Source organism: Desemzia sp. FAM 23988 (genome assembly GCF_045528365.1).
Classification (GTDB): Bacteria; Bacillota; Bacilli; order Lactobacillales; family Carnobacteriaceae; genus Desemzia.
The window spans coordinates 90,728-111,520 of the sequence record NZ_JBGQQS010000005.1 but is presented as its reverse complement, the minus strand read 5'-3'; the positions used below and the strand labels follow the sequence as shown (position 1 = coordinate 111,520).

The 20,793-nt window shown below is 38.9% G+C and carries 19 protein-coding genes; 12 read left to right on the top strand and 7 right to left on the bottom strand.

Translation table 11 applies throughout. The features are described 5' to 3' along the window. Positions 1-24 precede the first annotated feature (24 nt). Positions 25-477 carry a GNAT family N-acetyltransferase gene (locus ACEN4L_RS04715; protein ID WP_407096188.1) on the top strand — a complete coding sequence of 151 codons (453 nt, stop codon included), beginning with the start codon at positions 25-27 and terminating at the stop codon, positions 475-477. A gap of 801 nt (positions 478-1,278) precedes the next feature. Here the strand turns inward: ACEN4L_RS04715 and ACEN4L_RS04710 are convergent. The 3 genes from ACEN4L_RS04710 to ACEN4L_RS04700 form a co-directional block, all read right to left on the bottom strand. Next, positions 1,279-2,031, bottom strand: coding sequence for a sugar phosphate isomerase/epimerase family protein (locus tag ACEN4L_RS04710; RefSeq protein WP_407096187.1), 753 nt, complete (start codon positions 2,029-2,031; stop codon positions 1,279-1,281). Positions 2,032-2,041: 10 nt separating this feature from the next. Continuing rightward, on the bottom strand, positions 2,042-3,040 hold the full coding sequence (locus ACEN4L_RS04705; RefSeq protein ID WP_407096186.1) for a hydroxyacid dehydrogenase: 999 nt from the start codon (positions 3,038-3,040) through the stop codon (positions 2,042-2,044). A gap of 189 nt (positions 3,041-3,229) precedes the next feature. Beyond that, positions 3,230-3,742: a YczE/YyaS/YitT family protein gene (locus ACEN4L_RS04700; RefSeq protein WP_407123583.1), complete on the bottom strand. Its 513-nt coding sequence runs from the start codon at positions 3,740-3,742 to the stop codon at positions 3,230-3,232. Between the two features lie 188 nt (positions 3,743-3,930). Here ACEN4L_RS04700 and ACEN4L_RS04695 point away from each other — a divergent pair, with 188 nt between their 5' ends. Further along, a complete protein-coding gene (locus tag ACEN4L_RS04695; protein WP_407096184.1) occupies positions 3,931-4,671 on the top strand; it encodes a sugar phosphate isomerase/epimerase family protein in 741 nt (246 codons plus the stop codon). A gap of 275 nt (positions 4,672-4,946) precedes the next feature. Here the strand turns inward: ACEN4L_RS04695 and ACEN4L_RS04690 are convergent, their stop codons facing one another. Then, positions 4,947-5,768 carry an aminotransferase class IV gene (locus ACEN4L_RS04690; protein ID WP_407096183.1) on the bottom strand — a complete coding sequence of 274 codons (822 nt, stop codon included), beginning with the start codon at positions 5,766-5,768 and terminating at the stop codon, positions 4,947-4,949. Between the two features lie 206 nt (positions 5,769-5,974). Here ACEN4L_RS04690 and ACEN4L_RS04685 point away from each other — a divergent pair, with 206 nt between their 5' ends. From ACEN4L_RS04685 to ACEN4L_RS04675, 3 genes are all read left to right on the top strand, one after another. After that, complete coding sequence (locus ACEN4L_RS04685) at positions 5,975-6,130, top strand: hypothetical protein (RefSeq protein ID WP_407096182.1); 156 nt, start codon at positions 5,975-5,977, stop codon at positions 6,128-6,130. Between the two features lie 111 nt (positions 6,131-6,241). Further along, positions 6,242-7,390 carry a zinc-dependent alcohol dehydrogenase gene (locus tag ACEN4L_RS04680; protein WP_407096181.1) on the top strand — a complete coding sequence of 383 codons (1,149 nt, stop codon included), beginning with the start codon at positions 6,242-6,244 and terminating at the stop codon, positions 7,388-7,390. Between the two features lie 81 nt (positions 7,391-7,471). Then, on the top strand, positions 7,472-7,849 hold the full coding sequence (locus ACEN4L_RS04675) for a VOC family protein (protein ID WP_407096180.1): 378 nt from the start codon (positions 7,472-7,474) through the stop codon (positions 7,847-7,849). A 675-nt stretch (positions 7,850-8,524) separates the two neighbouring features. Here ACEN4L_RS04675 and ACEN4L_RS04670 read toward each other — a convergent pair. Together ACEN4L_RS04670 and ACEN4L_RS04665 are read right to left on the bottom strand one after the other, a co-directional pair. Then, positions 8,525-9,697 (bottom strand): NADP-dependent malic enzyme, encoded by a 1,173-nt coding sequence (locus tag ACEN4L_RS04670; RefSeq protein ID WP_407096179.1) that lies wholly within the window; start codon positions 9,695-9,697, stop codon positions 8,525-8,527. 12 nt (positions 9,698-9,709) lie between these two features. Beyond that, positions 9,710-10,816, bottom strand: coding sequence for an Ldh family oxidoreductase (locus tag ACEN4L_RS04665; RefSeq protein ID WP_407096178.1), 1,107 nt, complete (start codon positions 10,814-10,816; stop codon positions 9,710-9,712). Positions 10,817-11,151: 335 nt separating this feature from the next. On the opposite strand from ACEN4L_RS04665, the gene ACEN4L_RS04660 reads away from it, so the two are divergent. The 3 genes from ACEN4L_RS04660 (at position 11,152) to ACEN4L_RS04650 (ending at position 14,600) form a co-directional block, all read left to right on the top strand. Beyond that, positions 11,152-12,516, top strand: coding sequence for a uracil-xanthine permease family protein (locus ACEN4L_RS04660; protein ID WP_407096177.1), 1,365 nt, complete (start codon positions 11,152-11,154; stop codon positions 12,514-12,516). 174 nt (positions 12,517-12,690) lie between these two features. Then, on the top strand, positions 12,691-13,347 hold the full coding sequence (locus ACEN4L_RS04655; RefSeq protein WP_407096176.1) for a CAP domain-containing protein: 657 nt from the start codon (positions 12,691-12,693) through the stop codon (positions 13,345-13,347). A gap of 323 nt (positions 13,348-13,670) precedes the next feature. Beyond that, a complete protein-coding gene (locus ACEN4L_RS04650) occupies positions 13,671-14,600 on the top strand; it encodes a nuclease-related domain-containing protein (protein WP_407096175.1) in 930 nt (309 codons plus the stop codon). Positions 14,601-14,876: 276 nt separating this feature from the next. Here the strand turns inward: ACEN4L_RS04650 and ACEN4L_RS04645 are convergent, their stop codons facing one another. Next, positions 14,877-15,323 (bottom strand): YaiI/YqxD family protein, encoded by a 447-nt coding sequence (locus ACEN4L_RS04645; protein WP_407096174.1) that lies wholly within the window; start codon positions 15,321-15,323, stop codon positions 14,877-14,879. Positions 15,324-15,602: 279 nt separating this feature from the next. Here ACEN4L_RS04645 and ACEN4L_RS04640 point away from each other — a divergent pair, with 279 nt between their 5' ends. The 4 genes from ACEN4L_RS04640 to ACEN4L_RS04625 all read left to right on the top strand — a co-directional run bounded on the left by ACEN4L_RS04640 (position 15,603) and on the right by ACEN4L_RS04625 (position 20,782). Then, a complete protein-coding gene (locus ACEN4L_RS04640) occupies positions 15,603-17,369 on the top strand; it encodes a methyl-accepting chemotaxis protein (RefSeq protein WP_407096173.1) in 1,767 nt (588 codons plus the stop codon). A 105-nt stretch (positions 17,370-17,474) separates the two neighbouring features. Next, positions 17,475-19,685: a methyl-accepting chemotaxis protein gene (locus ACEN4L_RS04635; protein WP_407096172.1), complete on the top strand. Its 2,211-nt coding sequence runs from the start codon at positions 17,475-17,477 to the stop codon at positions 19,683-19,685. 82 nt (positions 19,686-19,767) lie between these two features. Beyond that, the gene (locus ACEN4L_RS04630; RefSeq protein ID WP_079650667.1) at positions 19,768-20,244 is read left to right on the top strand and encodes a chemotaxis protein CheW; all 477 of its coding nucleotides are present in this window, start codon (positions 19,768-19,770) and stop codon (positions 20,242-20,244) included. A 55-nt stretch (positions 20,245-20,299) separates the two neighbouring features. Then, positions 20,300-20,782 (top strand): chemotaxis protein CheD, encoded by a 483-nt coding sequence (locus ACEN4L_RS04625; RefSeq protein WP_407096171.1) that lies wholly within the window; start codon positions 20,300-20,302, stop codon positions 20,780-20,782. Positions 20,783-20,793 lie beyond the last annotated feature (11 nt).

Here is a 20,793-nt window from a genome sequence, read left to right as displayed (position 1 = left end):
TGAAGACTAAGGCAGGGTATAAATGTGCTGATTCGTAAATTAGAGTCAAATGAAGAGCCGCCAATGGAATTACTGCTGTCAGCGGATCCTTCAAAAGAGATTATTGAAGAATATTTGCTGAGAGGGGATTGTTATGTAGCTGAGAGGGACAATCAGATAATGGGAACCTACGTCTTAGTTGCGACAAAGCCTGATACCATAGAATTGATCAATATCGCTGTAGCAGAAAATCATTCTGGCAAAGGCTTTGGAAAACAATTGATCAAAGATTCCATTAAGCGTGCAGCAACAAAAGGATACAAAATAATGGAGGTCGGTACGGGAAATTCAAGTATTGGACAACTAGCCTTGTATCAAAAGTGCGGATTTAGAATAGACGGTGTGGATAAAGATTTTTTCCTTCAGCGTTATTCTGAAGTCATTTGGGAAAATGATATTCACTGTAGAGATATGATTCGATTATCTCTACAGTTGTAAATGAAAAATGTTTAACATCGTTGCTTGTGCTAAGCGTTTTTTTGGTGATTTTTCCCGTTTAACTTAATGATTGCACGAATCACAGTTATTTTCTTATTAGTAACCTCAAAAAAAGCTATCAATTTTCAATCATACTTCGGACTAACAAATTAAATATTCTTTTATTAGTCAAGTGACGACAAAATAAAAGCCCACTTGAAGAATAAGCCCGCTTTACTAGTCAAGTGACAACAAAATAAAAGCCCACTTGAAGAATAAGCCCGCTTTACTAGTCAAGTGACAACAAAATAAAAGCTCGCTTGAAGAATAAGCCCGCTTTATTAGTCAAGTGACGACAAAATAAAAGCTCACTTGAAGAATAAGTCCGCTTTATTAGTCAAGTGACGATAAAATAAAAGCCCACTTGAAGAATAAGCCCGCTTTATTAGTCAAGTGACGACAAAATAAAAGCCCACTTGAAGAATAAGTCCGCTTTATTAGTCAAGTGACGATAAAATAAAAGCCCACTTGAAGAATAAGCCCGCTTTACTAGTCAAGTGACGACAAAATAAAAGCCCACTCGAAGAATAAGCCTGCTTTACTAGTCAAGTGACGACAAAATAAAAGCCCACTTGAAGAATAAGCCTGCTTTACTAGTCAAGTGACGACAAAATAAAAGCCCACTCGAAGAATAAGCCTGCTTTACTAGTCAAGTGACAACAAAATAAAAGCTCACTCGATAACTAAACCTATTCATACAAAAAATCCCCTCAGCCACTGAGAAAATTTGTCAGTGGCTGAGGGGATTTTAAGAGAGTAGTGTTACTCGTGATGAAGCAACTGCTTCAAGTCTTCAGCGTCTTTTTTCATTTGTTCAGGTGAGTTGTCTTTGACAAATTCCAGTAAAGCAAAGTGTTCGGGTGACGTAGAAGGAGAGAGAATCTCAAAATAGGAAGCCCATTCTTTAGCCCCTTCTTCTAACGTATAACGCGTATGGTAATCTTGCCAATGAAAAACATGGACATTCGTCAACCAAGGTTTCAATAATGGAAGACTGGCTATACGTTGACCAAAGGATAAGCTTTCAGCTGGCTGCCAATACAACTTTACGTTTGGTTCATTGATGGCTTCCAACAGTTTAATGGCACTTTCGGGAGTATCGGTCAAGGTATTGCTGTGGTATTCAAAATTAAGTGTAATGCCAAGGTTTTGTGCCGAATGAGCATTCAGTTTAACATCACGAACGATCATATCGAATTTTGCTTCATCTGTTTCATCAGAACCAACATCGCCGGCCCAGATACGGATCATTTTAGTATTTAGTTCTTGAGCAGTTCTTAACACACCTTGAAAAGGTTCAGTAGATCCAGCTATGTAGTAAGAACCATAAGAAGACACGACTAATCCGGCTTCTTCAGTAAGACGAGCGGCTTTTTTTGCAGCCTTTAAATCTTCGTGAGGCACATGACCTTTGCCTCCCCATTCAATAGCCTCAAGCTCAGCTTCTTTTGCCAACTGAACGATCTCTTCTATAGAACGGTCACGAAATGTAACGGAACACAATCCTGTTTTCATTTAAATCCTCCTAAGCCATATGTTGGTATTTTTCTTTGGTAATTTGATAATCTAATGGCTCGTCGGCTAAGTAATGTTTCAACTCGCTTAGCATATAAGCTCCCATTCGCCCGACTTCCGTTCCTGCGCTCCCAGCAATGTGCGGAGTAAGAACCACATTTTTCATATCGTATAAAGGCGAGTCGATTACGGGCGGCTCAGGATAAGTGACATCTAAAACAGCTGTTAAATCGGTCCTTTCCTTCAAAACAGCGATCATTTGATCTTCGTTAACGATAGCACCCCGTGCGGTATTGATGAAAGTCGCATGTGGTTTCATGGATTTCAATAATTCTCCAGTGATCATTCCAGTAGTTTCAGGAAGCAAAGGAGAATGCAGGGAGACGATTTCAGACTCTTTAAACAAGTCTGTTAAAGTTACTTTAGTAACGTTCAGTTCGGCAGCTTCTTGATCAGATACAAAGGGATCATAAGCCAGTACATTTACATCAAAGGGTTTTAAATAGTCCAACACTTTTCTGCCAACTTGACTTAATGAGATCAACCCAATGTTCCGATTGTAACTGCCAAATACAAATGGAAAATCACCGAATTGATATGTTCGGTCTTGTCGAGCTTGTTCGCGCAATTCCCAACCATTTTTTAACGCAAATAAAATCTGACTCAGCGTAAATTCAGCTACCGGGATGGCATTGGCTGTATTGGCAGTAGTCACAATCAGTTCACGTTCCCAAACAGCATCGGTCAAAAGTGCTTTCATGGTTCCAGCTGCGTAAAAAATCGCTTTTAAATTAGGCGCTAATTCTAAGAAGTGGTCATCAAAAACAGGTGCTCCCCAGCCTGAAAAAATCACTTCTACTTCTTGCAGCAATTCTGGATGTTCAAAACACGATTCACTGGTTAAAGGACCATGAAGCACTTCAACACGTTCTGCTATTTCAGTTTGGACTTCTTTTGGATAAACAGCATCAAATAAACCTTCATTTAAGATATATAGAGCTTTTAGCATTTTTCTTCCTCCTCATTATACAGTAATTATTTAGTTGGAGCCAAATTGAAAAAAGTACTGAGGTGCTGCTTAAAGAAATTTGTGAAAGGGCCAATCAGAAAAGCTGATAGTACTGTTCCTTCTCGGATTCCAGTAACATTACCCAAGACAATTAAAGAAAGGATGACAGAAAAGACGATCAATCCATTGTCAAAAATCAGTTTTACATTTCCAAAAGATTTGTGAAATGCTATCGCCAAAAGATTTGTGAAATGCTATCGCTAAAGTGTTGACGATTCCTTCACTAGGATTGTAAATGGTCTGAGAAGAGAGTTGTAAAAATATCCCAAATGCTAAAACCACACAACCAATTAGAATAAAGAGGAGCTTGGCTGCATAAGGACTAGTTTGTAAAAAGCTGAAGACAGTCCCGTTTGAATCGATCGAGAGTCCTAATAGAGGACCGACAAGAAATTGCAAGTATTGTTTTTTCTGAAAGTCTTTTTTCAAGATCAGCAATTGTAGAAAGACGAAGAAAATATTCATCAGCATGGTAAATGTACCGAAACTGAAAGGAAAAATAGCGTTTAATACAAAAGGAAGACTGGTGACAGCGGTCGTTCCAAGGTTATTTTGTGTAATGATGCTGATACCTAGACCAATTATCCAGACGCTGATCAAAAATAACCCATAACGTTTGGCAGATTGCTTCAATAGATTCACCCTTTCTTTCTTTTGATGAAAAAAATCGGTATAGTATAATTAAAGCACAAAAAAAATATAGGAGCAAGGCGACTAAGGCGTACAAAGTAAGCGTGTTACATTTTCAGGCCATTAAAGTTTTAAGTGATTTCCACTAAACCAATCAGCCTAAAGAACCACAATAAAAATAGAGAAAGTATGGGATAAGAATGGAAAACAATCAATTAGCAGTCAATATGCTGGCTTATGAGGCAGCGGTAAATGAAACGACCAGCCAAGTACAATTTTTTAAAGAGATTAAAGCTGCTGGGATCACAAAAATCGAAGTGCGAAGAGAATATGTTCATGACGAGGAAGATTTGAACTCTATTCAGCTAGAAGCAGCCGAGTTGGGGATCGAACTTTTTTATGCCATTCCTGAAGTCTTGTTTGAAGACAAATTATTGCCGCTAAATCAATTAGAAGGGTACTTTAAAGAAGCTCAACTACTGGGAGCTAAACAAGTGAAATTTACTGCTGGATATGCTGCGGATGTTCCTCAAGAAGAAGCGGATGCCTTGCGTCGCTTATTGGATACTTACGGAATCGAGAATTTAACGCTGGAAAATGGTCAAGACCCAACATTTGCTAAAGCAGAGACTCTTTACAATTTCATCCAAGTGTTAAAAGGGAAAAGTTTGCCAGTGAGTGTCACATTTGATACAGGGAATTGCTTGTATGTGGATGAAGATCCACTAACAAGTTTTGCAGTATTGGAAGAGGAAATCAGCTATATTCATTTGAAAGATGTCTCTAAATTAACTCTTGCACCAACCTTGAATGGAGAAGGGGATGTACCGACGAAAGAAATTCTGTCACGAGTTCCGGTCACCGTGAATATCGCGATCGAATACCCGCTGGGGGAACATCCAACAGAAACATTGAGGGAAGAACTGGCTAAAATAAGCTAGCTATTAACGTTCTACATCAAAAATGTGGATGAAGAAATTTCTTGATGAGAGCCATAAAAAAAGAGGTTCTACAACATTTGACGTTGGTGAGTAGAAAATACACTTCTTTTTAACTCTAACTTTTAGGGGTCAGCACCAAGGCGTTCCCATGGTGTTCCATAAGCAACCCCATAGGCCGGAAGAAATTTCTTTACCAACGATAGAAGATGAAGAGCAAAAAAAGAAACACGAAAAGTTCAGTAAAAGGAACTTTTCGTGTTTTTTCTGTTATCAGATCACCGATTCTTGTGATGCAGGATATAGCTTTCTGTTAATTGTTTGTATTCAGTCATGATGGTCTGGATAATAGGATTTTTGGCAGGGTCGAGTACAATGTCATCAATCGAAGCAATCGGCAAGACATCATTGCCGGTTCCTGAGATAAAGGCACCTTCAATTACCGATAATTCGGCAGCAGGAATAGGTTGCTCCACGATCTCAATGCCTTGTTCCTGACAAATAGAGACTACTTTTGAACGAACGATACCCAACAGCACTGTTTTCGCCGGGGACGTATGCAATTTACCATCTTTAACGATAAATAAATTCGAGCGGCTGCCTTCCGTGACATTGTCGTGCTGGTCAACTAGCAATACTTCATAGGCACCCGTCTTTTCACGTTCCGCCAGCACCGTTTTTTGGTATTCTTCCCGCTGTATCTTGATATTAGGATCTTGTCTTTCCAATTTCAGCAAAGTTGTTTTCATCCCTGTGCGGTAGTACGATTCTGGAGGGTAAGGGCTCTTAGTAAAAAAAGACAGCAAGCCTACATCTTTATTTAAAATCAATTTGATGTTTTGATTGGAGACTTCATTTTTGGCTACTAATTGGTACAAACGCTCCGTCAATACGTCGTCTGACTCTGCCAAAGGAATTCCAACTGATAAAGCAGACCGTCTGAAGCGATGCAAATGGTCTTCCAGAAAAAGAGGTATCCCTTCTCGGACTCGAATGACTTCGTACACATTTTTCCCGCTTAATTGTTCAAATGGGCTGAGATCTTCTGTGGACTGCTCTTGATTATTAAGGTAATAAAGGGATTGTTCTATATATTCCATGTTTTTCATCCTTTCATACAATTGTGATGTGTATTCAGTGTAGCACTTTTTACAAGTTGAATGCATCTGAAAATAATGTTTCAACTCTAATTCTATCTGTTAGGAAATTTATATAAATTATGGTATTTTTTAGTGAGATACTGAAAGAGAGGAGTAATAGATATGTCTATATCAGAAAAAAATGGCGCAAGATTTACATAGGATTAATGATTTTTATTTACGCCGTATATGTACCGGTATCCGTTTTTGAATGGTTGGCTTCAGATGGAGGTTTTCCGTTTACAGCTGTGCTGTTAGCCGTGGCCCTTCCTTTGATGCGCAAAAATCATTTGACGCAATTGAAAAAGGAACGTAAAAAATGATGAAAAAGAACCATTCTTTAAAGCCGTAACTTTTTATTCTCCATGAAAAAGATGTTAAACTGCTTACATACACAGCTTCATCAATCATCTTATAAAAAGAGGAGAGATAGTATGCGCGCAGTAACTTGGCAAGGAAATGAAAAAATGGAAGTTAAAACCGTTCCGGATCCAACGATTCAAGAGCCGACAGATATGGTGATTCGAATCACCGCTACAGCTATATGCGGATCTGATTTGCATTTGTACCATAACGGAAAGCCGGTAATGGAAGAAGATTATGTGGTCGGACATGAGCCGATGGGAATCGTAGAAGAAGTGGGATCAGCCGTCAAAAAAGTTAAAAAAGGCGACCGAGTAGTGATTCCGTTTAACATTGGCTGTGGAGACTGTCAATTTTGTGCCCATCATATGGAAAGTCAATGTGACAATTCTAATCCGAATCCGATATTTGATCAAGGTGGATTGTTTGGATTTGGTAAAATGAACGGAAACTATCCTGGAGGGCAAGCGGAATACTTACGAGTACCTTTTGCTGATTTCACCTCCTTTGTCGTGCCTGAAAGCAATTTGCCGGATGAAAAAGTCTTGTTTTTATCTGATATTTTACCAACAGCTTATTGGAGTGTCGAGCACAGCGGCATGAAGCCAGGCGATACGGTTATTGTCCTAGGTTCGGGTCCAGTAGGATTGTTCGTGCAAAAATTTGCCAAAATGAAAGGCGCCAAACGTGTGATTGCCGTCGATAATGTAGACCATCGCTTACAACATGCTAAAAAAATGAATGGTGTAGAGATCGTTAATTTTTCTGATGTTTCTGAGGTTGGGGATCAATTGTACGAGATGACAAAAGGCGGAGCCGAAATCGTCATTGATTGTGTCGGAATGGACGGAGTGAAACCAGCGAAAGAAAAAGCCAAAGACTTTATAACATTGCAAAGCGGTTCTTATTCGCCACTGCAAACAGCGAGTGAATGTGTTAAAAAATTCGGTACCCTTATGGTCACTGGAGTATATATGACACCAGCTGCAAGTTTCCCATTCCAGAATTTCTTTACTCGAAATGTGGACATTAAAATGGGGCAGGCTCCAGTTATTCACTTGATGCCTACGATATACGACATGATCGAAAGAGGAGATTTTGACCCGACCGATATCATTACGCATACGATGCCTTTGGAAAAAGCTGCTGAAGCGTATGATTTATTTGATAAAAAAGCTGACAACAACATTAAAGTAGTGTTGAAACCGGGGATGTCTTAAAAATAATGGACCTTTTGAAAAGTACAGGCTTTTCAAGAGGTTCTCTTTTTGTTTTGCGAGCAGAAAAGAAAGGAGCAACATATGATTCAAGAAATAGGCAGAATTATGTTGTATGTCGATAATCAAGAAGAAGCTAAGAATTTTTGGACACAACAAATCGGATTTTCTGTTGTAGACGACCAAACTGAAAATGGTATCAGATGGATAGAAATCGTTCCTTCAATGGATGCACAAACCAGTTTTATATTGCATGACAAAAAAATTATTTCAAAATTAGAGCCTGAACTGACGTTGACTACGCCATCTTTGATGTTTTACACTCCAAATGTAGAAGAACTATATGAGACATTCAAACAAAAAGGCATAACAGTAGGTGAGATGGTGACCACATCGTCTGGTAAAGGATTTAATTTCGCAGATAGCGAAAACAATTACTTTGTAGTGGTGAAAAAAAATTAAGCTTAGTAATTTAATAGTTTAAACTGAGGAGTTAGTCCAAAAGTTGAGTGGGTTGAGTCGATTTTTAGGCAGCTTCTTTTTTTATTGCCCACAAATAGTTGTTATTGGCTAGTAAAAGCCATTTGGACTTTTTTTTAGTTCGAAATGGCCGCTATTCGTTTATTAAGAGCTATTTGAACTTTTTCTCAGAGTGAGATGGCTGCTATTTGCCTATTAAGAGCCATTTGGACTTTTTCTCAGAGTGAGATGGCCGCAATTCGCTTAATAAGAGCCATTTGGACTTTTTCTCAGAGTGAGATGGCTGCTATTTGTTTATTAAGAGCCATTTGGACTTTTCCTCAGCGTGAGATGGCCGCAATTCGCTTAATAAGAGCCATTTGGACTTTTTCTCAGAGTGAGATGGCTGCTATTTGCCTATTAAGAGCCATTTGGACTTTTCCTCAGCGTGAGATGGCCGCTATTTGCCTATTAAGAGCCATTTGGACTTTTTCTCAGAGTGAGATGGCTGCTATTTATTTATTAAGAGCCATTTGGACTTTTCATCAGAGTGAGATGGCCGCTATTCACTTAGTAAGATCCGTCTCCATTTTTTTATTTCTTGCAATAGCCATCACAAGACAACAAAATAGGACTATCTCATTTTTATGATAGTCCTATTTCCCAATAGAAAAGCTATTAAATTCTAGCTACACCAGTCTCAACAGCTGCTTTTTTTACAGCTTCAGTTACGACACTAGCTACTCTTTTATCCAACGCATCTGGAATAATATAATCGGGTGACAATTCAGCTGGTTCAATCAACTCAGCAATGGCAACCGAAGCCGCTATTTTCATTTCCTCATTGATGTCACTGGCTCTCACAGCTAAAGCGCCTTTGAAGATACCAGGGAAAGCCAATACATTATTCACCTGGTTTGGGAAATCGCTGCGTCCCGTACCAATAACTGCCACACCAGCTTCTTTAGCTTTATCCGGCATGATTTCAGGAGTCGGATTGGCCATCGCGAACACAATCGCATCCCGGTTCATTTTTTTGACCATTTCAGTACTTAAAATGTTGGGAGCAGAGACGCCGATAAACACGTCAGCTCTTTTTAATGCTGTTGCGAGGTCTCCTTGAACATTATCCAAATTAGTGACGTCCATCATTTTTTGCTGCTCACTGTTCAAGTCAGAAGAAGCTGATGACAGGATGCCTTTTTTATCTGCTAGGATCAAATCCTTGACTCCAAAACTGAGCAAATGTTTAGCGACAGCGATACCAGCAGATCCAGCCCCATTGACTACGACCTTGATGTCTCCAAAGGACTTGTTGACTAATTTTAAAGCATTGATCAGTCCCGCTACTACCACGATTGCCGTACCATGCTGATCATCATGGAATACAGGGATATCCAATGATTCTTTCAAACGACGCTCGATCTCAAAACATTCTGGAGCAGCGATATCTTCTAAATTGATGCCCCCAAAACTGCCGGCTATTTGCTGAATAGTCTGAACAGCGGTGTCTACATCGGTTGCTTCTATACAAATCGGAAATGCATCTACATCTGCAAACTCCTTAAATAAAACACATTTTCCCTCCATTACCGGCATAGAGGCACTTGGCCCAATGTTTCCTAGTCCCAGTACCGCTGTTCCATTGGTAATAACGCCGACTAAATTATTTCTTCGAGTCAGTTGGTAGGCTTTTTCAGGCTCTTTTTCAATCGCTAAGCAAGCTTCAGCTACTCCTGGGGTGTAGGCTAAAGCTAAATCTTCACGACTTGTGATCTTAGCCCGGCTGATCACTTCAATTTTACCGTTCCATTCGTAATGCTTTTCTAATGCTTCTTTTCTTACATCCATATCAAGGTCTCCTCAATTTTCAAATGGGAAATGAAAGTCGGTAAGTCCGGCATCGTCTCGAATCGCCAACAGTTCTTTTTGAACAGATTCATTTACCGGCAATCCTGTTTTTTCCCGTTCTTTCCAAATCAAATATTCTTTTTCTCCTGCTGTATAGATCCGTTCTGCTCCGGGTGCTTTTTCAGAGGTCCGTAATTCGCGCATAATGTCTCCAGCAGTTTTCTTAAAGCTGTCCAATCCCATAAATGCTTCAGTATCGATCGCAATAAAGAAATGTCCTAAATGGAATTTTGTTTTTTCTCCATTTTCCCCGATCCCTGACAACATACTCAAAAAGCTCCCTTGCTGCAAAGCAGCAGATAATACCTCTACAATAGTAGCATATCCGTAACCTTTATAGCCAGACAGTTCTTCTCCGATTCCGCCTAATGGAGCTAAGGCTGCTTCACCAGATTGGAGATCATTTAAAATTTGGTTGGAGTCGGTAAGGGCCGATCCATCGCGTCCAATGACGGTTCCCTCAGGAGTATCTTTGCCTTCACGTGCATACAATTCAATTTTTCCTCTTTGTATAATAGATGTTGCGCAGTCTAATGAGAAGTGGAAAGCTTCATCTGTTGGAAAACTAACCGTTAACGGGTTGGTTCCCAATTTATTTTCGACTCCAAAAGTAGGGGCGATAGAAGGACGAGCATTTGTTCCGGACATACCGATGCATCCGGCATCAGCCGCCATATCCGTATGATATCCAGCGATTCCGTAATGGGTAGAATTGCGAACCGCCACCATCCCCATGCCATATTTCTTCGCTTTTTCAATAGCCATTTTCATTGAACGATATCCAATTACTTGACCCATTCCGTCATGACCATCCACAACAACAGTAGTAGGAGTTTCACGTAAAATTTCAAAGTTTGTGACTGGATTCTGTACACCATCTTTTATCCGGTCTATGTAAATCGGTTTAAAACGATTTACACCGTGACTTTCGATTCCTTTTTTGTCTGACTGCAATAAGACATCCGCACAAATTTTGGCATCTTCTTCTGGTACTCCATAAGCAACAAAGGCTTTTTCAACAAAATCTGTCAAAAAATCCCATTCTAAGTAGTTTGACATTGTAATTCCTCCTTTAAATTTTTGTTTATGTGAATTAGCGAGCAATAAAGAATAGTAGGAAACGCTTTCATAAATACGTCTATAGTTTACCACAACATAAAATTGTCCTCAATGATTTCTTAAAAAGAATTCATTTAAGCTATATTATGTATGAGAAAGTGTTATAAGAATAGAAATGAGCACAAAAGCGAATGATTTGAAATAACTAATATAAAAATGTTCGCTAAAATGCTTTACAATTCTAACAACGGGGATTATAATGGCACTATCACATTAATAAACGAACGATTAGATAATAGCATAAAATAAAAGTTCGTTAAAACAGGAGGATTAACGTGGAAGAGAACATGCAGCATCAGGTAGTTGGCAGAAACGCGGGAAATTTAAAGGAACAGGACGACAGTTTAACTTTAAACTATGGCATTGAGGACAAACCAGATCTTGTGACCACAACTATTTTAGGTTTTCAAAATGTATTAACCGCTTTTGGAGGCTTGGTAGCTGTTCCCTTAGTCATTGCTGGGATTGCTGGATTTGGTGTAACGGATACAGCTTATATGATCAGTGCTGCATTATTGGTTTCAGGAATTGTTTCTATTATTCAATCAAAAGGTTTCGGCCCTAAACGTTTTAGAGTTGGTGCTGGAGTCCCAACAATCATGGGCACAGATTTTGGCTTTGTCGGTCCTGCTAATGCGGTCATCAATACGATGGGCGGCGGAATTGCAGGGTATTTAGGCGGAACGATGATGGGAGCTTTACTGGAGATTGGTCTTAGTTATTTCGTCAAACCGTTAATGAAATTTTTTCCTCCTGTTGTAACGGGCTCAGTCATTGCTCTGATGGGAATGACTCTTATGCCAGTTGCCTTTGAATGGGTCGGCGGTGGTGTAGGCGCTGCGAGTTATGGAGATCCGTTTAACTTGATTATCGCTACTCTTGTATTTTTGATTATTCTGGCTATCAACCATTATGGTAGCAGCCGTATCGCACCAGCAGCTGTCTTGATCGGTATCGTAGTAGGGTACATCGTTTGTATCCCGCTTGGAATGGTAGATTTCTCTCAAGTAGCTCAAGCAAAATGGTTTGCTTTCCCTCAATTGTTCAAATTTGGAATTTCATTTGACATTCGTTTTGCGATTCCATTCTTAGCTGGGTATTTAGTAACGGTTATTGAAACAGTGGGAGTTATGCAAACGATCGGTGAAGTAACACAAACAAAATTATCTGACGAGGACATTGCAAATGGCGTTCGTGCAGATGGAGTGGGTTCCTTTATTGGACCAGCTCTAGGGTCTGGACCGGTTGCTACATTTAGTCAAAATGCTGGTTTGATTCCATTGACTAGAAACGCTTCACGTACTGTAGCGATTGCTGCTGGATTTATTTTGATCTCAATGAGCTTCTTCCCTAAATTTGCAACATTGGTGTCTATTATGCCGATGCCGGTGTTAGGTGGAGCCGGAATTCTAATGTTCGGTACAGTGGCTGGAGCAGGGATCAAATCACTTTCACGCGTCAAAATGAACAACCGCAACTTATTGATCGTTTCTTCTGCCATTGGAGTGGGTCTGGGTGTTGCTTTCAGACCGGAAGTTGTGGCAGGATTACCTGGCATTCTTGGTGGATTATTTTCTTCAGGCATTTCAGCTGGAACTATCGTTGCACTAGTATTGAATATCCTTTTAAAAGAAGATTAAGTTGATTTTCTATCTAACAAGCTACTCTGCTAAAGATGAGTGGCTTGTTTTTGTATAGCTTTACTTCCATTTTTTTCTATTTGCTGGTCACTTTTCGTCAAAAAGAATTGTTCACAACATGATAAGTGGATATCTGGTATAATTATTCTAAGAAAAAATAGAAAGGAAGCTTAGATGACAAAATTACTAGGTTTTATCGTTAGCGTTTTAATTTCGATAATGTTCGGGTTTTGGCTGGCAGCGACCAATATATTAGATGGAACTCAAGTCGGACAATTATTGTATGATGTCGTCGATATGATTCCTGTTCCAAATGAATTCAGTCCAGGAATGCAGGTAGGTTTGCCTGAAGAAGAAACTAACTCAAATTCAAAGACTGAACAACAACAAGAAACAGCAATTGAAAATAGTTCTGCTGAAATTGATTACAAAATCATTGAAAATCGGATTTTTGAGTTGCTCAATGAATTAAGAACTGAAGTAGGTGTTCAACCGGTAACGAAAAACCAGCTATTAAAGTTGGCTGCAGATCAACGTGCACTCGAAACGGAAGAATTGTTTGAACACACACGTCCGGATGGCAGCGATTCATTTACTGTTTTAGAAGAAACAGGTCACGAATACCGCTATCAACTGGCAGGAGAAAACTTAGCCATGGCTACTTATTATTTAGATGAACTCGGTATGGCTGATGTTATTTTTGACGGTTGGAAGAACAGTGAAGGGCATTACGAAAATATGGTCAAACCTGAATTTGAAGAAGTAGGCATAGGCATTCATTATGATGGGGAAGTCCTCTACGCTACTCAAATTTTTGGAACACCAAGATAAAAAAATGTGGCAATGAGAAAGATAATGACTCCAAAAATTAGAGTAAAATCTAATTTTTGGAGTCATTTTTTATGAGAAAGTATTAGGGTGACACTTTATTCCTCAAGTGAGCCCAAAACTATTGTTCGCTTGATGCGTAAAGTGGCTTTACTCATCAAGTGAGCCTGAAAATATTGTTCACTTAATGAGAAAACACGTTTTATTCGTCAACTGAACTTATTTTAAATTTCCACTTGAATAATAAAATCCAATTCATTTAAAGATTCAAACCTTTTTTTGCGAATAGTATAGAGTAATGACTATTTTGTGAGAGGAGCTTTTTTATGATTATCAAGAAACGATCCAAGCCATTGACACTTAGAGTTTTAGAATCTTTGAATTGCCGAACCGACCTCAAAGTTTTAGAAAAAAAAGAGTATTCCAACCATACTAAGGGTTTCGAAGGTGAAACAGATTTTGACATCTATCCAGAAATCCTGCCAGCTGATAATCTCGTGATAAACGATTTATTGCTTAAGGAAAATGGACAAATGTTTCAAATTGATTGTCTTATTTTAAAGGAAAATACGATTTTTCTTTATGAAATAAAAAATTATTCTGGCAGTTATGATTACAAAAACGGGGCTCTTCATGGGCAGTCGGATTTCATCATCTCGGATCCTCTAACTCAAGTCCATCGTAGTCAGCCACTTCTTCATAATTTAGTCCGTAAACTTGGCTTTCAAATGGAAATAAAATCGAAAGTCGTCTTTATCAATCCAGACTTTTATTTATATGAACTTCCTAGGGATAAACCATTTATATTCGCAAACCAATTACCCCGCCACTTTGAGCAGATGGCAAAAATAACTTCAGTGACAAACGTGGCTCAGAGTCAGCTTGCTAATCAGTTGTGCGCATTGCATATAGATAACTATCGACCGCTTGATTTGCCACAATATGATTTTTCCGTGTTAAAGAAAGGAATTATCTGTCCGCGCTGTTTTTCATTTGATCATATAAACACGCGTCAAAATCGCATCTGTTCTGCTTGCGGGTATAAAGAAACGGCCTCAGATGCTATCATACGTTCGGCAGACGAATGTCATCTGCTTTATCCGGGATTGAACGTCACGAAACGACTCATTACTCTTTGGTGTGGAGAAGAATATGATGAACAGCGTGTTCAACGGGTATTGGCGAGACATTCTCATACACATGGGCACTACAAAAGTACTTTTTACGAACTCCATTCCCCTTTATTCATCAAGTGAGTCTAAAATAATCGCTCACTCGATGAGAAAACCCGCTTTATTCATCAAGTGAACTCAAAATAACCGCTCACTCGATGAGAAAACCCGCTTTATTCATCAAGTGAACTCAAAATAACCGCTCACTCGATGAGAAAACCCGCTTTACTCATCAAGTGAACTCAAAATAACCACTCACTCGATGAGAAACACAACCCACACACATCACTTTAGACACTACTTAACTCAGCCAATCAGCTGCAAAAAAAGGTGTCAGCGAAAAATAGCTGGCACCTTTTTTTATACTACAGAATCCAAAACGCCCTTTAGCGACTCTCTGAATTTATCCCGGTCTTCATTAGTAAAGGGTTTCGGTCCTTTAGTCCGTTTGCCGCTTTTTCGCACCATGGCGCTCATGTAGCGAGATTGCAACAGCTGATCGATATTGTCAGCAGTATAACGGAAACCAGTGTGGTGTAAAACTAAACAGCCTTTTGCTAAACACAATGAAGCTAGACCATAGTCTTGAGTGATCAATAGATCCTCTTTTTTTACCAGCTGCATAATTCGGTAGTCAGCTGCTTCTGCTCCGGTATCGACATAAACTGTCTGAACTCCTGGTGGATACTCAGTGGTAGAATAATGTGCAATACTGGTTACTAAGGTGACTGGAAGACCGCGTTTTAATCCCTCTTCGATCACAATATTTTTCACTGGACTTGCATCCGCATCAATATAAACGTGCATCCTTAGCACACAACCTTTCTATGCCGATAAAACCAATAATTTCAGTATACAAGAAAGCATTCCATTTACCAATTCAAATATAAATAGAAGACCCACTAAATAAAATGTAGTAATCCAAAAATGTGACAAAGTATTCACATTATTTTCCTTAATATACGCTGTTTTTTTCCGATATGGGTTACAGCGATAAAAATAGGGAGGGCTTCATAAAAGAGGAGGGAAGAAAAGGTATCGGTGAGGCAAAGAAATGTACATAAGAAAAGTGAGGGAATAGAACTAATGGAAACTACAAACAATATAAATGAAACAAACTTAGATAATCTAAAAAAACGATCTCGGAGCTTAAAAGGTAAATTTAATGCGAAAACGATCAAAGGAAAATTGTTAATGAATTTTGGTGTCATCATTTTATTGGTCTTGATCAGCAGTGGATTCAACTTATTCAGTGTTACGAATCAAAATAACGCTGTGAAAAAAGTATTAGAAGAAGATATGGCATTATTGATTTTAGATGAAGGCATTGCAAATAATATGGCTGAACGCATGAATTTACTACAAGCCTATGTGATTTCAGATGACACACAGTATTTAGAGAAGTTCAATGACAGAATCGATGCGAGTATTGCTTTAGAGAATGAATTTTTAACTAAATCCAGTTCACCTGAAGCTGAAGAGTTAGTTGACCAAAAGACTAAATGGGGAGCATTTACAGATGAGGTCATTTCAGCAATGGAGAGAGAGGACACTGCCTATGCTGAAATGACGATGTTGACCGAAGTTATTCCTCGAGGAGATGCATTGATTCAGTCCTTTAACGAACTATCAGCTCATCGAGAAGAAGAAATTCAAGAAATAGCTCAAGAAGTTAATCAGTCCGGTGCTTGGATGGTAACTAACTTAGTGATTATTTCAGTACTTACAGTAATTATCGGAACTGCAATTGCTTTGATCGTTGCTAATAATATGACTAAACCAATCAAACAATTAAAAGAACGCATGCAAATTATGGCAGCCGGAGATTTAAGTTCTGAACCGCTTGTGGTTACTTCTCAAGATGAAATCGGAGAATTGATGACAGCAGCTAATGAAATGAGCAGCCAAACGGCAGAAGTGTTAAAAGAAGCCAGTGCGATTTCGGCTACTACTTCCAGCCATAGTGAAGAATTGACGCAAGCTACTTTGGAAGTGAAAAGCGGTGCTGAACAAATTGCAACAACAATGCAGGAAATGGCATCTGGATCAGAAACTCAAGCAGAGACAGCTTCTGAACTAGCCGTTATGATGGATTCATTTGTGAAGATTATTGAAGATGCTAACGAAACCAGCAGTGAAGCTAAGACAAAATCAGCTCATATCTTGGAAATGTCTGAAAACGGACAAGTTCTCATGAACACTTCAACAGAACAAATGACTAAAATTGACAATGTAGTCAGTCAAGCCGTTGAAAAAATGTTTGGATTGAACACTCAAACCAATGAAATTTCTAAATTGGTAGAAGTTATCAAAGATGTAGCAGATCAAACGAACTTGTTAGCGTTGAACGCAGCTATTGAAGCAGCGCGTGCAGGGGAACACGGTAAAGGTTTTGCTGTAGTAGCAGATGAAGTGCGTAAATTAGCGGAACAAACCTCTAACTCAGTGAAAGACATTACCAACTTTGTCCAAACGATTCAAAATGAATCTTTCGATGTAATGGACTCTTTAAGCAGCGGATACAGAGAAGTAACCGAGGGCTCAGCACAAATCAAACAAACAGGAATGACGTTGAGTTCAATCAATGCTGAAATCTCACATATTACAAGCGGCGTAAATAAAATTACGGCTAATTTACAAGATATTTTGGCTTACAGTAAAGAAATGGATGTTTCTATCGGAGATATTGCTTCTGTTTCCGAAGAATCTGCTGCAGGAGTCGAAGAAACGTCAGCAGCTTCACAAGAAATTTCTGGTTCAATGGATGAAGTATCTGCGAGTGCTGCCCAAGTTTCAGAATTAGCTGAAGAATTGAATAGTTTGGTACAGCACTTTACATTAACAGCAGAATAAAAAGATCTATTCGACTGTTGAATAGGTTAGACGCGACAGTTTATGGGTTTGATTTAAAAGGAGATTTTTACATGCACTGACTTTATAGTTGAAGGGGAATAAATGATGGCTGACAGATTTTTGGATACGGTAAAGCGAATGTGGGAAAAAATAAAGACCATTCAATGGAAAAAAGCGGTACATACAAAGGGAGAACGGAAAAAAAGTATTAAATATCCCGTTATCTTTTTGGTTGTATTACTGGTGATCGTACCAGTTATTGCAGCTTTGACATTGTCTTTGAACAGTTCAAATAAATTACTGGCTGATCGCATTGAAGCCAGCGAAAAAGATATGACTTCTATTTTAGCGAATCAATTAGAAGCAACCGCTAAATCAATGGAAGTCAGTTTGGATTTATTGGCTAAAGAAGAAGTTTTTTGGCAAATAGCTGAGGACGAATCGGTACGTTCAGATATTTGGAATAATTTAAGCATGATCCAAACAACAAACAGCAACATTGGGAATGCATTGTATGCTCCTGTAGAAAAAGAAATCATTGCCACTACAACGGGAGTATACGAAAATTACGATCCTACCACACGAGAATGGTATACCGGCGCATTAGACGCTAAAGGGAAAGTTTACTGGAGCGCACCGTATACCAATACGGCCACTGCAGAACAAATCGTTACAGGTTCTAAAGCCATTTATCAAGGCGGATCTTTAATGGGTGTATTGGCTTTTGATCTAGTATTGACTGAATTCAATGATGCAATCTCTAATTTGAATATTGGAAATACCGGTTACTTTTTTGTAGCAGACACTGCCGGGAAAGTGCTGATGTCTCAAAAAGCTTCGGAAGTAGATGCTTCCATTGTGAGCAGTCCTCTGTTTACTACTGCTTATGAAGAAAGAGGATTTGTCACTAACGAACGCAACGAGGACATTGACGCTTATTACCAAAAATTGCCTACCTTAGGCCTCACCGTTTATTCTATTGCGGAAGAAGAGGAAATGGCTCCTGAAACAAGCGCAAGTATAAAATTGTTATGGGTGTTGATCCTGATTGGAATAGTCATTGCTATCCTATTGGCTTTATTGGTCGCAAAATACTTGACACGTATCACATCCCTATTTGCTCAAGCCTTTGACAAATTAAAAAATGGGGATTTAGCTGCTCGCTTAACCGAAGATGATTTGGCATTTACATTTGAAAGCAAGCTGCTTAAATGGAAGAAAGAGATCAAAGCTACAAAAATAAGCGAAGACAGCAATGAATTTGGGCAAATTGCGTATCATTTTAACGAAATGGCTGCTCGATTCAATCAAACTGTTGGGCAAATTCAGCATGACAGCATTCTGTTGACGGATATGACGGAAACGATGCAAGAGATCTCTAAACAAACGTCCTCAGCTACAGAAGAAGTCTCAGAGACAATCACGGGCATTGCTGAAGCAACTGTATTACAAACACAAGATACAGCTACTACGGCCGAGAAAATGGATGAATTAGTGAATGTATTCAATCAAATTGAAGTCAGCTTAGGAAAAATGCAACTTCATATCAATGATACTTCTGATGCTAATATGAACAGCAGTGAAAAGCTGTTCTATGTGTATGAAAATTGGCAAGGAACTATTGCGATGATGATGAACTTAAAAGAAAACATTGATAGTGTCAATGTTGAAATCCAAAATGTGGATAAAATTGTTCAGGCCATTCGCGACATCTCTAAACAAACGAATTTGTTAGCTTTAAATGCAGCTATAGAAGCGGCTCGAGCAGGAGAAGCTGGAAAAGGATTTGCGGTCGTTGCGGATGAGGTTCGGAAGTTAGCTGAAAAAAGTTCTTCTTCTACTAAAGAAATCAGTCAAATTATTGGAACTATCCAGCGTAAATCTAAAAACATGGTGGACAAAGTACAAGAAACCAATGAGGGAAGCGAAAAGCAAACGGCCTTTATCGATCAAGCTATTGACGCAGCCAATACGGTTACGGATGAAATGGATCTATTGCTGCAAGATATCAACAGTGTGTCGGAATTAAATGAATCCATTATAGCTAAAAAAGATGAAGTAGTGCTTTCTATTGAGAATATTGCAGCTTCAGCTGAAGAAAATTCTGCTGGAACCGAAGAAGTTTCCGCAAATGCTGAAGAAATATTAGCTACAATGGAAGAATTTAGTGCCCACATTACAGATTTGGAAAAGGTAGCCGGAGAATTAAACGAAGTAGCCAACCAGTTCAAATTGCAAGATGACGATCAAGATACAGCAAGTAAAGACAGTGAAACTCTGGGAGAATCAACGGAACTTTCATTAGAAGGAATATAAAGAATGAGCCAGCCAGCCGACCTTTCGCAGTCAAGAAGTGAAAGGTCGGTTGACATAGCCGTTTAAGAGAGCAGGTGAAGCTATGGAAAAGCACATTATTTTCATGTGCAATCATCAAAAAATTGCTATAAATATTGATGCTACTGAACGAATTTTGTTGTTGGAAGATATAACATTGATTCCAGATACATCAAGCTACATTAAAGGAGTCATTGATTATAATGAAGAAGTTCTTCCTATTGTAGACATGAACGAACGATTATTTAATGAAACATACCAACGAACAGAACAAACCAAAGTGATTGTAGCTTTTTGGAAAAAACAAAAAATCGGTTTGATCGTAGATGATGTGATTTCTGTTCGAGATTTCAACGATCAGCAACTCCAGTCTTCGAATGAAACTAAAACAGATGGACAGAAAAAGAAAAGCATCCACGCCATTATTAGAACAGAAGACACGATCATTACAGTCATAGAAGTGAACAACTTATTTTCAAATGAGGGAGAAGATGAATTGTTATCGATTATAGAAACATTTGCGAAAGAGAAAGCAGAATGAATCTAATGATGGAAAACGAGTCCTCTTCTGCATGTAAAGAAGTGGTGAACAATGAATGTCAGAAGAAATAAAAGTAAGAATATCAGACTATAAATTGGCAACTTATCCAGATACGTTGATCACTATTGCATTGGGTTCATGTGTAGGCATCGCGATTTATGATCCCATTACTAAAGTCGGCGGTTTGAGTCACGTCATGCTGCCGGATAGTACCATGTTTAAACCGCCTTATAAAGTAGAAAAATTTGCTGATTTGGCTCTTCCGCAAATGGTGGAAGAAATTAGAAAGCAAACAAAGCACCATCAGCTGGTAGCAAAAATAGCAGGTGGAGCCAACATGTTTCAGTTTGCCAGCCAAGGAGAAGGCGAATCGATCGGTGAGAGAAATATCAAGGCTGTCATAGCCAGTCTGAATGAGCTGAAAATTCCATTACTGGGACAAAATACAGGCGGTAATATAGGAAGAACGATGATAGTGGATCTAGGTAAGTTCGAAGTGAAGGTACGAAATGCGAATCGCGATATTAGTATTTTATGAAAGGTAAAGGA

What these genes read in the sequence shown, in the direction of transcription:
- ACEN4L_RS04680 (WP_407096181.1), top strand. Translation starts at nt 6,242, where the DNA reads ATGCGCGCAGTAACTTGGCAAGGAAATGAAAAAATGGAAGTTAAAACC.
- ACEN4L_RS04710 (WP_407096187.1), bottom strand. Translation starts at nt 2,031, where the DNA reads ATGAAAACAGGATTGTGTTCCGTTACATTTCGTGACCGTTCTATAGAA.
- ACEN4L_RS04705 (WP_407096186.1), bottom strand. Translation starts at nt 3,040, where the DNA reads ATGCTAAAAGCTCTATATATCTTAAATGAAGGTTTATTTGATGCTGTT.
- ACEN4L_RS04640 (WP_407096173.1), top strand. Translation starts at nt 15,603, where the DNA reads ATGGAAACTACAAACAATATAAATGAAACAAACTTAGATAATCTAAAA.
- ACEN4L_RS04690 (WP_407096183.1), bottom strand. Translation starts at nt 5,768, where the DNA reads ATGGAATATATAGAACAATCCCTTTATTACCTTAATAATCAAGAGCAG.
- ACEN4L_RS04685 (WP_407096182.1), top strand. Translation starts at nt 5,975, where the DNA reads ATGATTTTTATTTACGCCGTATATGTACCGGTATCCGTTTTTGAATGG.
- ACEN4L_RS04670 (WP_407096179.1), bottom strand. Translation starts at nt 9,697, where the DNA reads ATGGATGTAAGAAAAGAAGCATTAGAAAAGCATTACGAATGGAACGGT.
- ACEN4L_RS04675 (WP_407096180.1), top strand. Translation starts at nt 7,472, where the DNA reads ATGATTCAAGAAATAGGCAGAATTATGTTGTATGTCGATAATCAAGAA.
- ACEN4L_RS04650 (WP_407096175.1), top strand. Translation starts at nt 13,671, where the DNA reads ATGATTATCAAGAAACGATCCAAGCCATTGACACTTAGAGTTTTAGAA.
- ACEN4L_RS04630 (WP_079650667.1), top strand. Translation starts at nt 19,768, where the DNA reads ATGGAAAAGCACATTATTTTCATGTGCAATCATCAAAAAATTGCTATA.
- ACEN4L_RS04635 (WP_407096172.1), top strand. Translation starts at nt 17,475, where the DNA reads ATGGCTGACAGATTTTTGGATACGGTAAAGCGAATGTGGGAAAAAATA.
- ACEN4L_RS04655 (WP_407096176.1), top strand. Translation starts at nt 12,691, where the DNA reads ATGACAAAATTACTAGGTTTTATCGTTAGCGTTTTAATTTCGATAATG.
- ACEN4L_RS04695 (WP_407096184.1), top strand. Translation starts at nt 3,931, where the DNA reads ATGGAAAACAATCAATTAGCAGTCAATATGCTGGCTTATGAGGCAGCG.
- ACEN4L_RS04625 (WP_407096171.1), top strand. Translation starts at nt 20,300, where the DNA reads ATGTCAGAAGAAATAAAAGTAAGAATATCAGACTATAAATTGGCAACT.
- ACEN4L_RS04665 (WP_407096178.1), bottom strand. Translation starts at nt 10,816, where the DNA reads ATGTCAAACTACTTAGAATGGGATTTTTTGACAGATTTTGTTGAAAAA.
- ACEN4L_RS04645 (WP_407096174.1), bottom strand. Translation starts at nt 15,323, where the DNA reads ATGCACGTTTATATTGATGCGGATGCAAGTCCAGTGAAAAATATTGTG.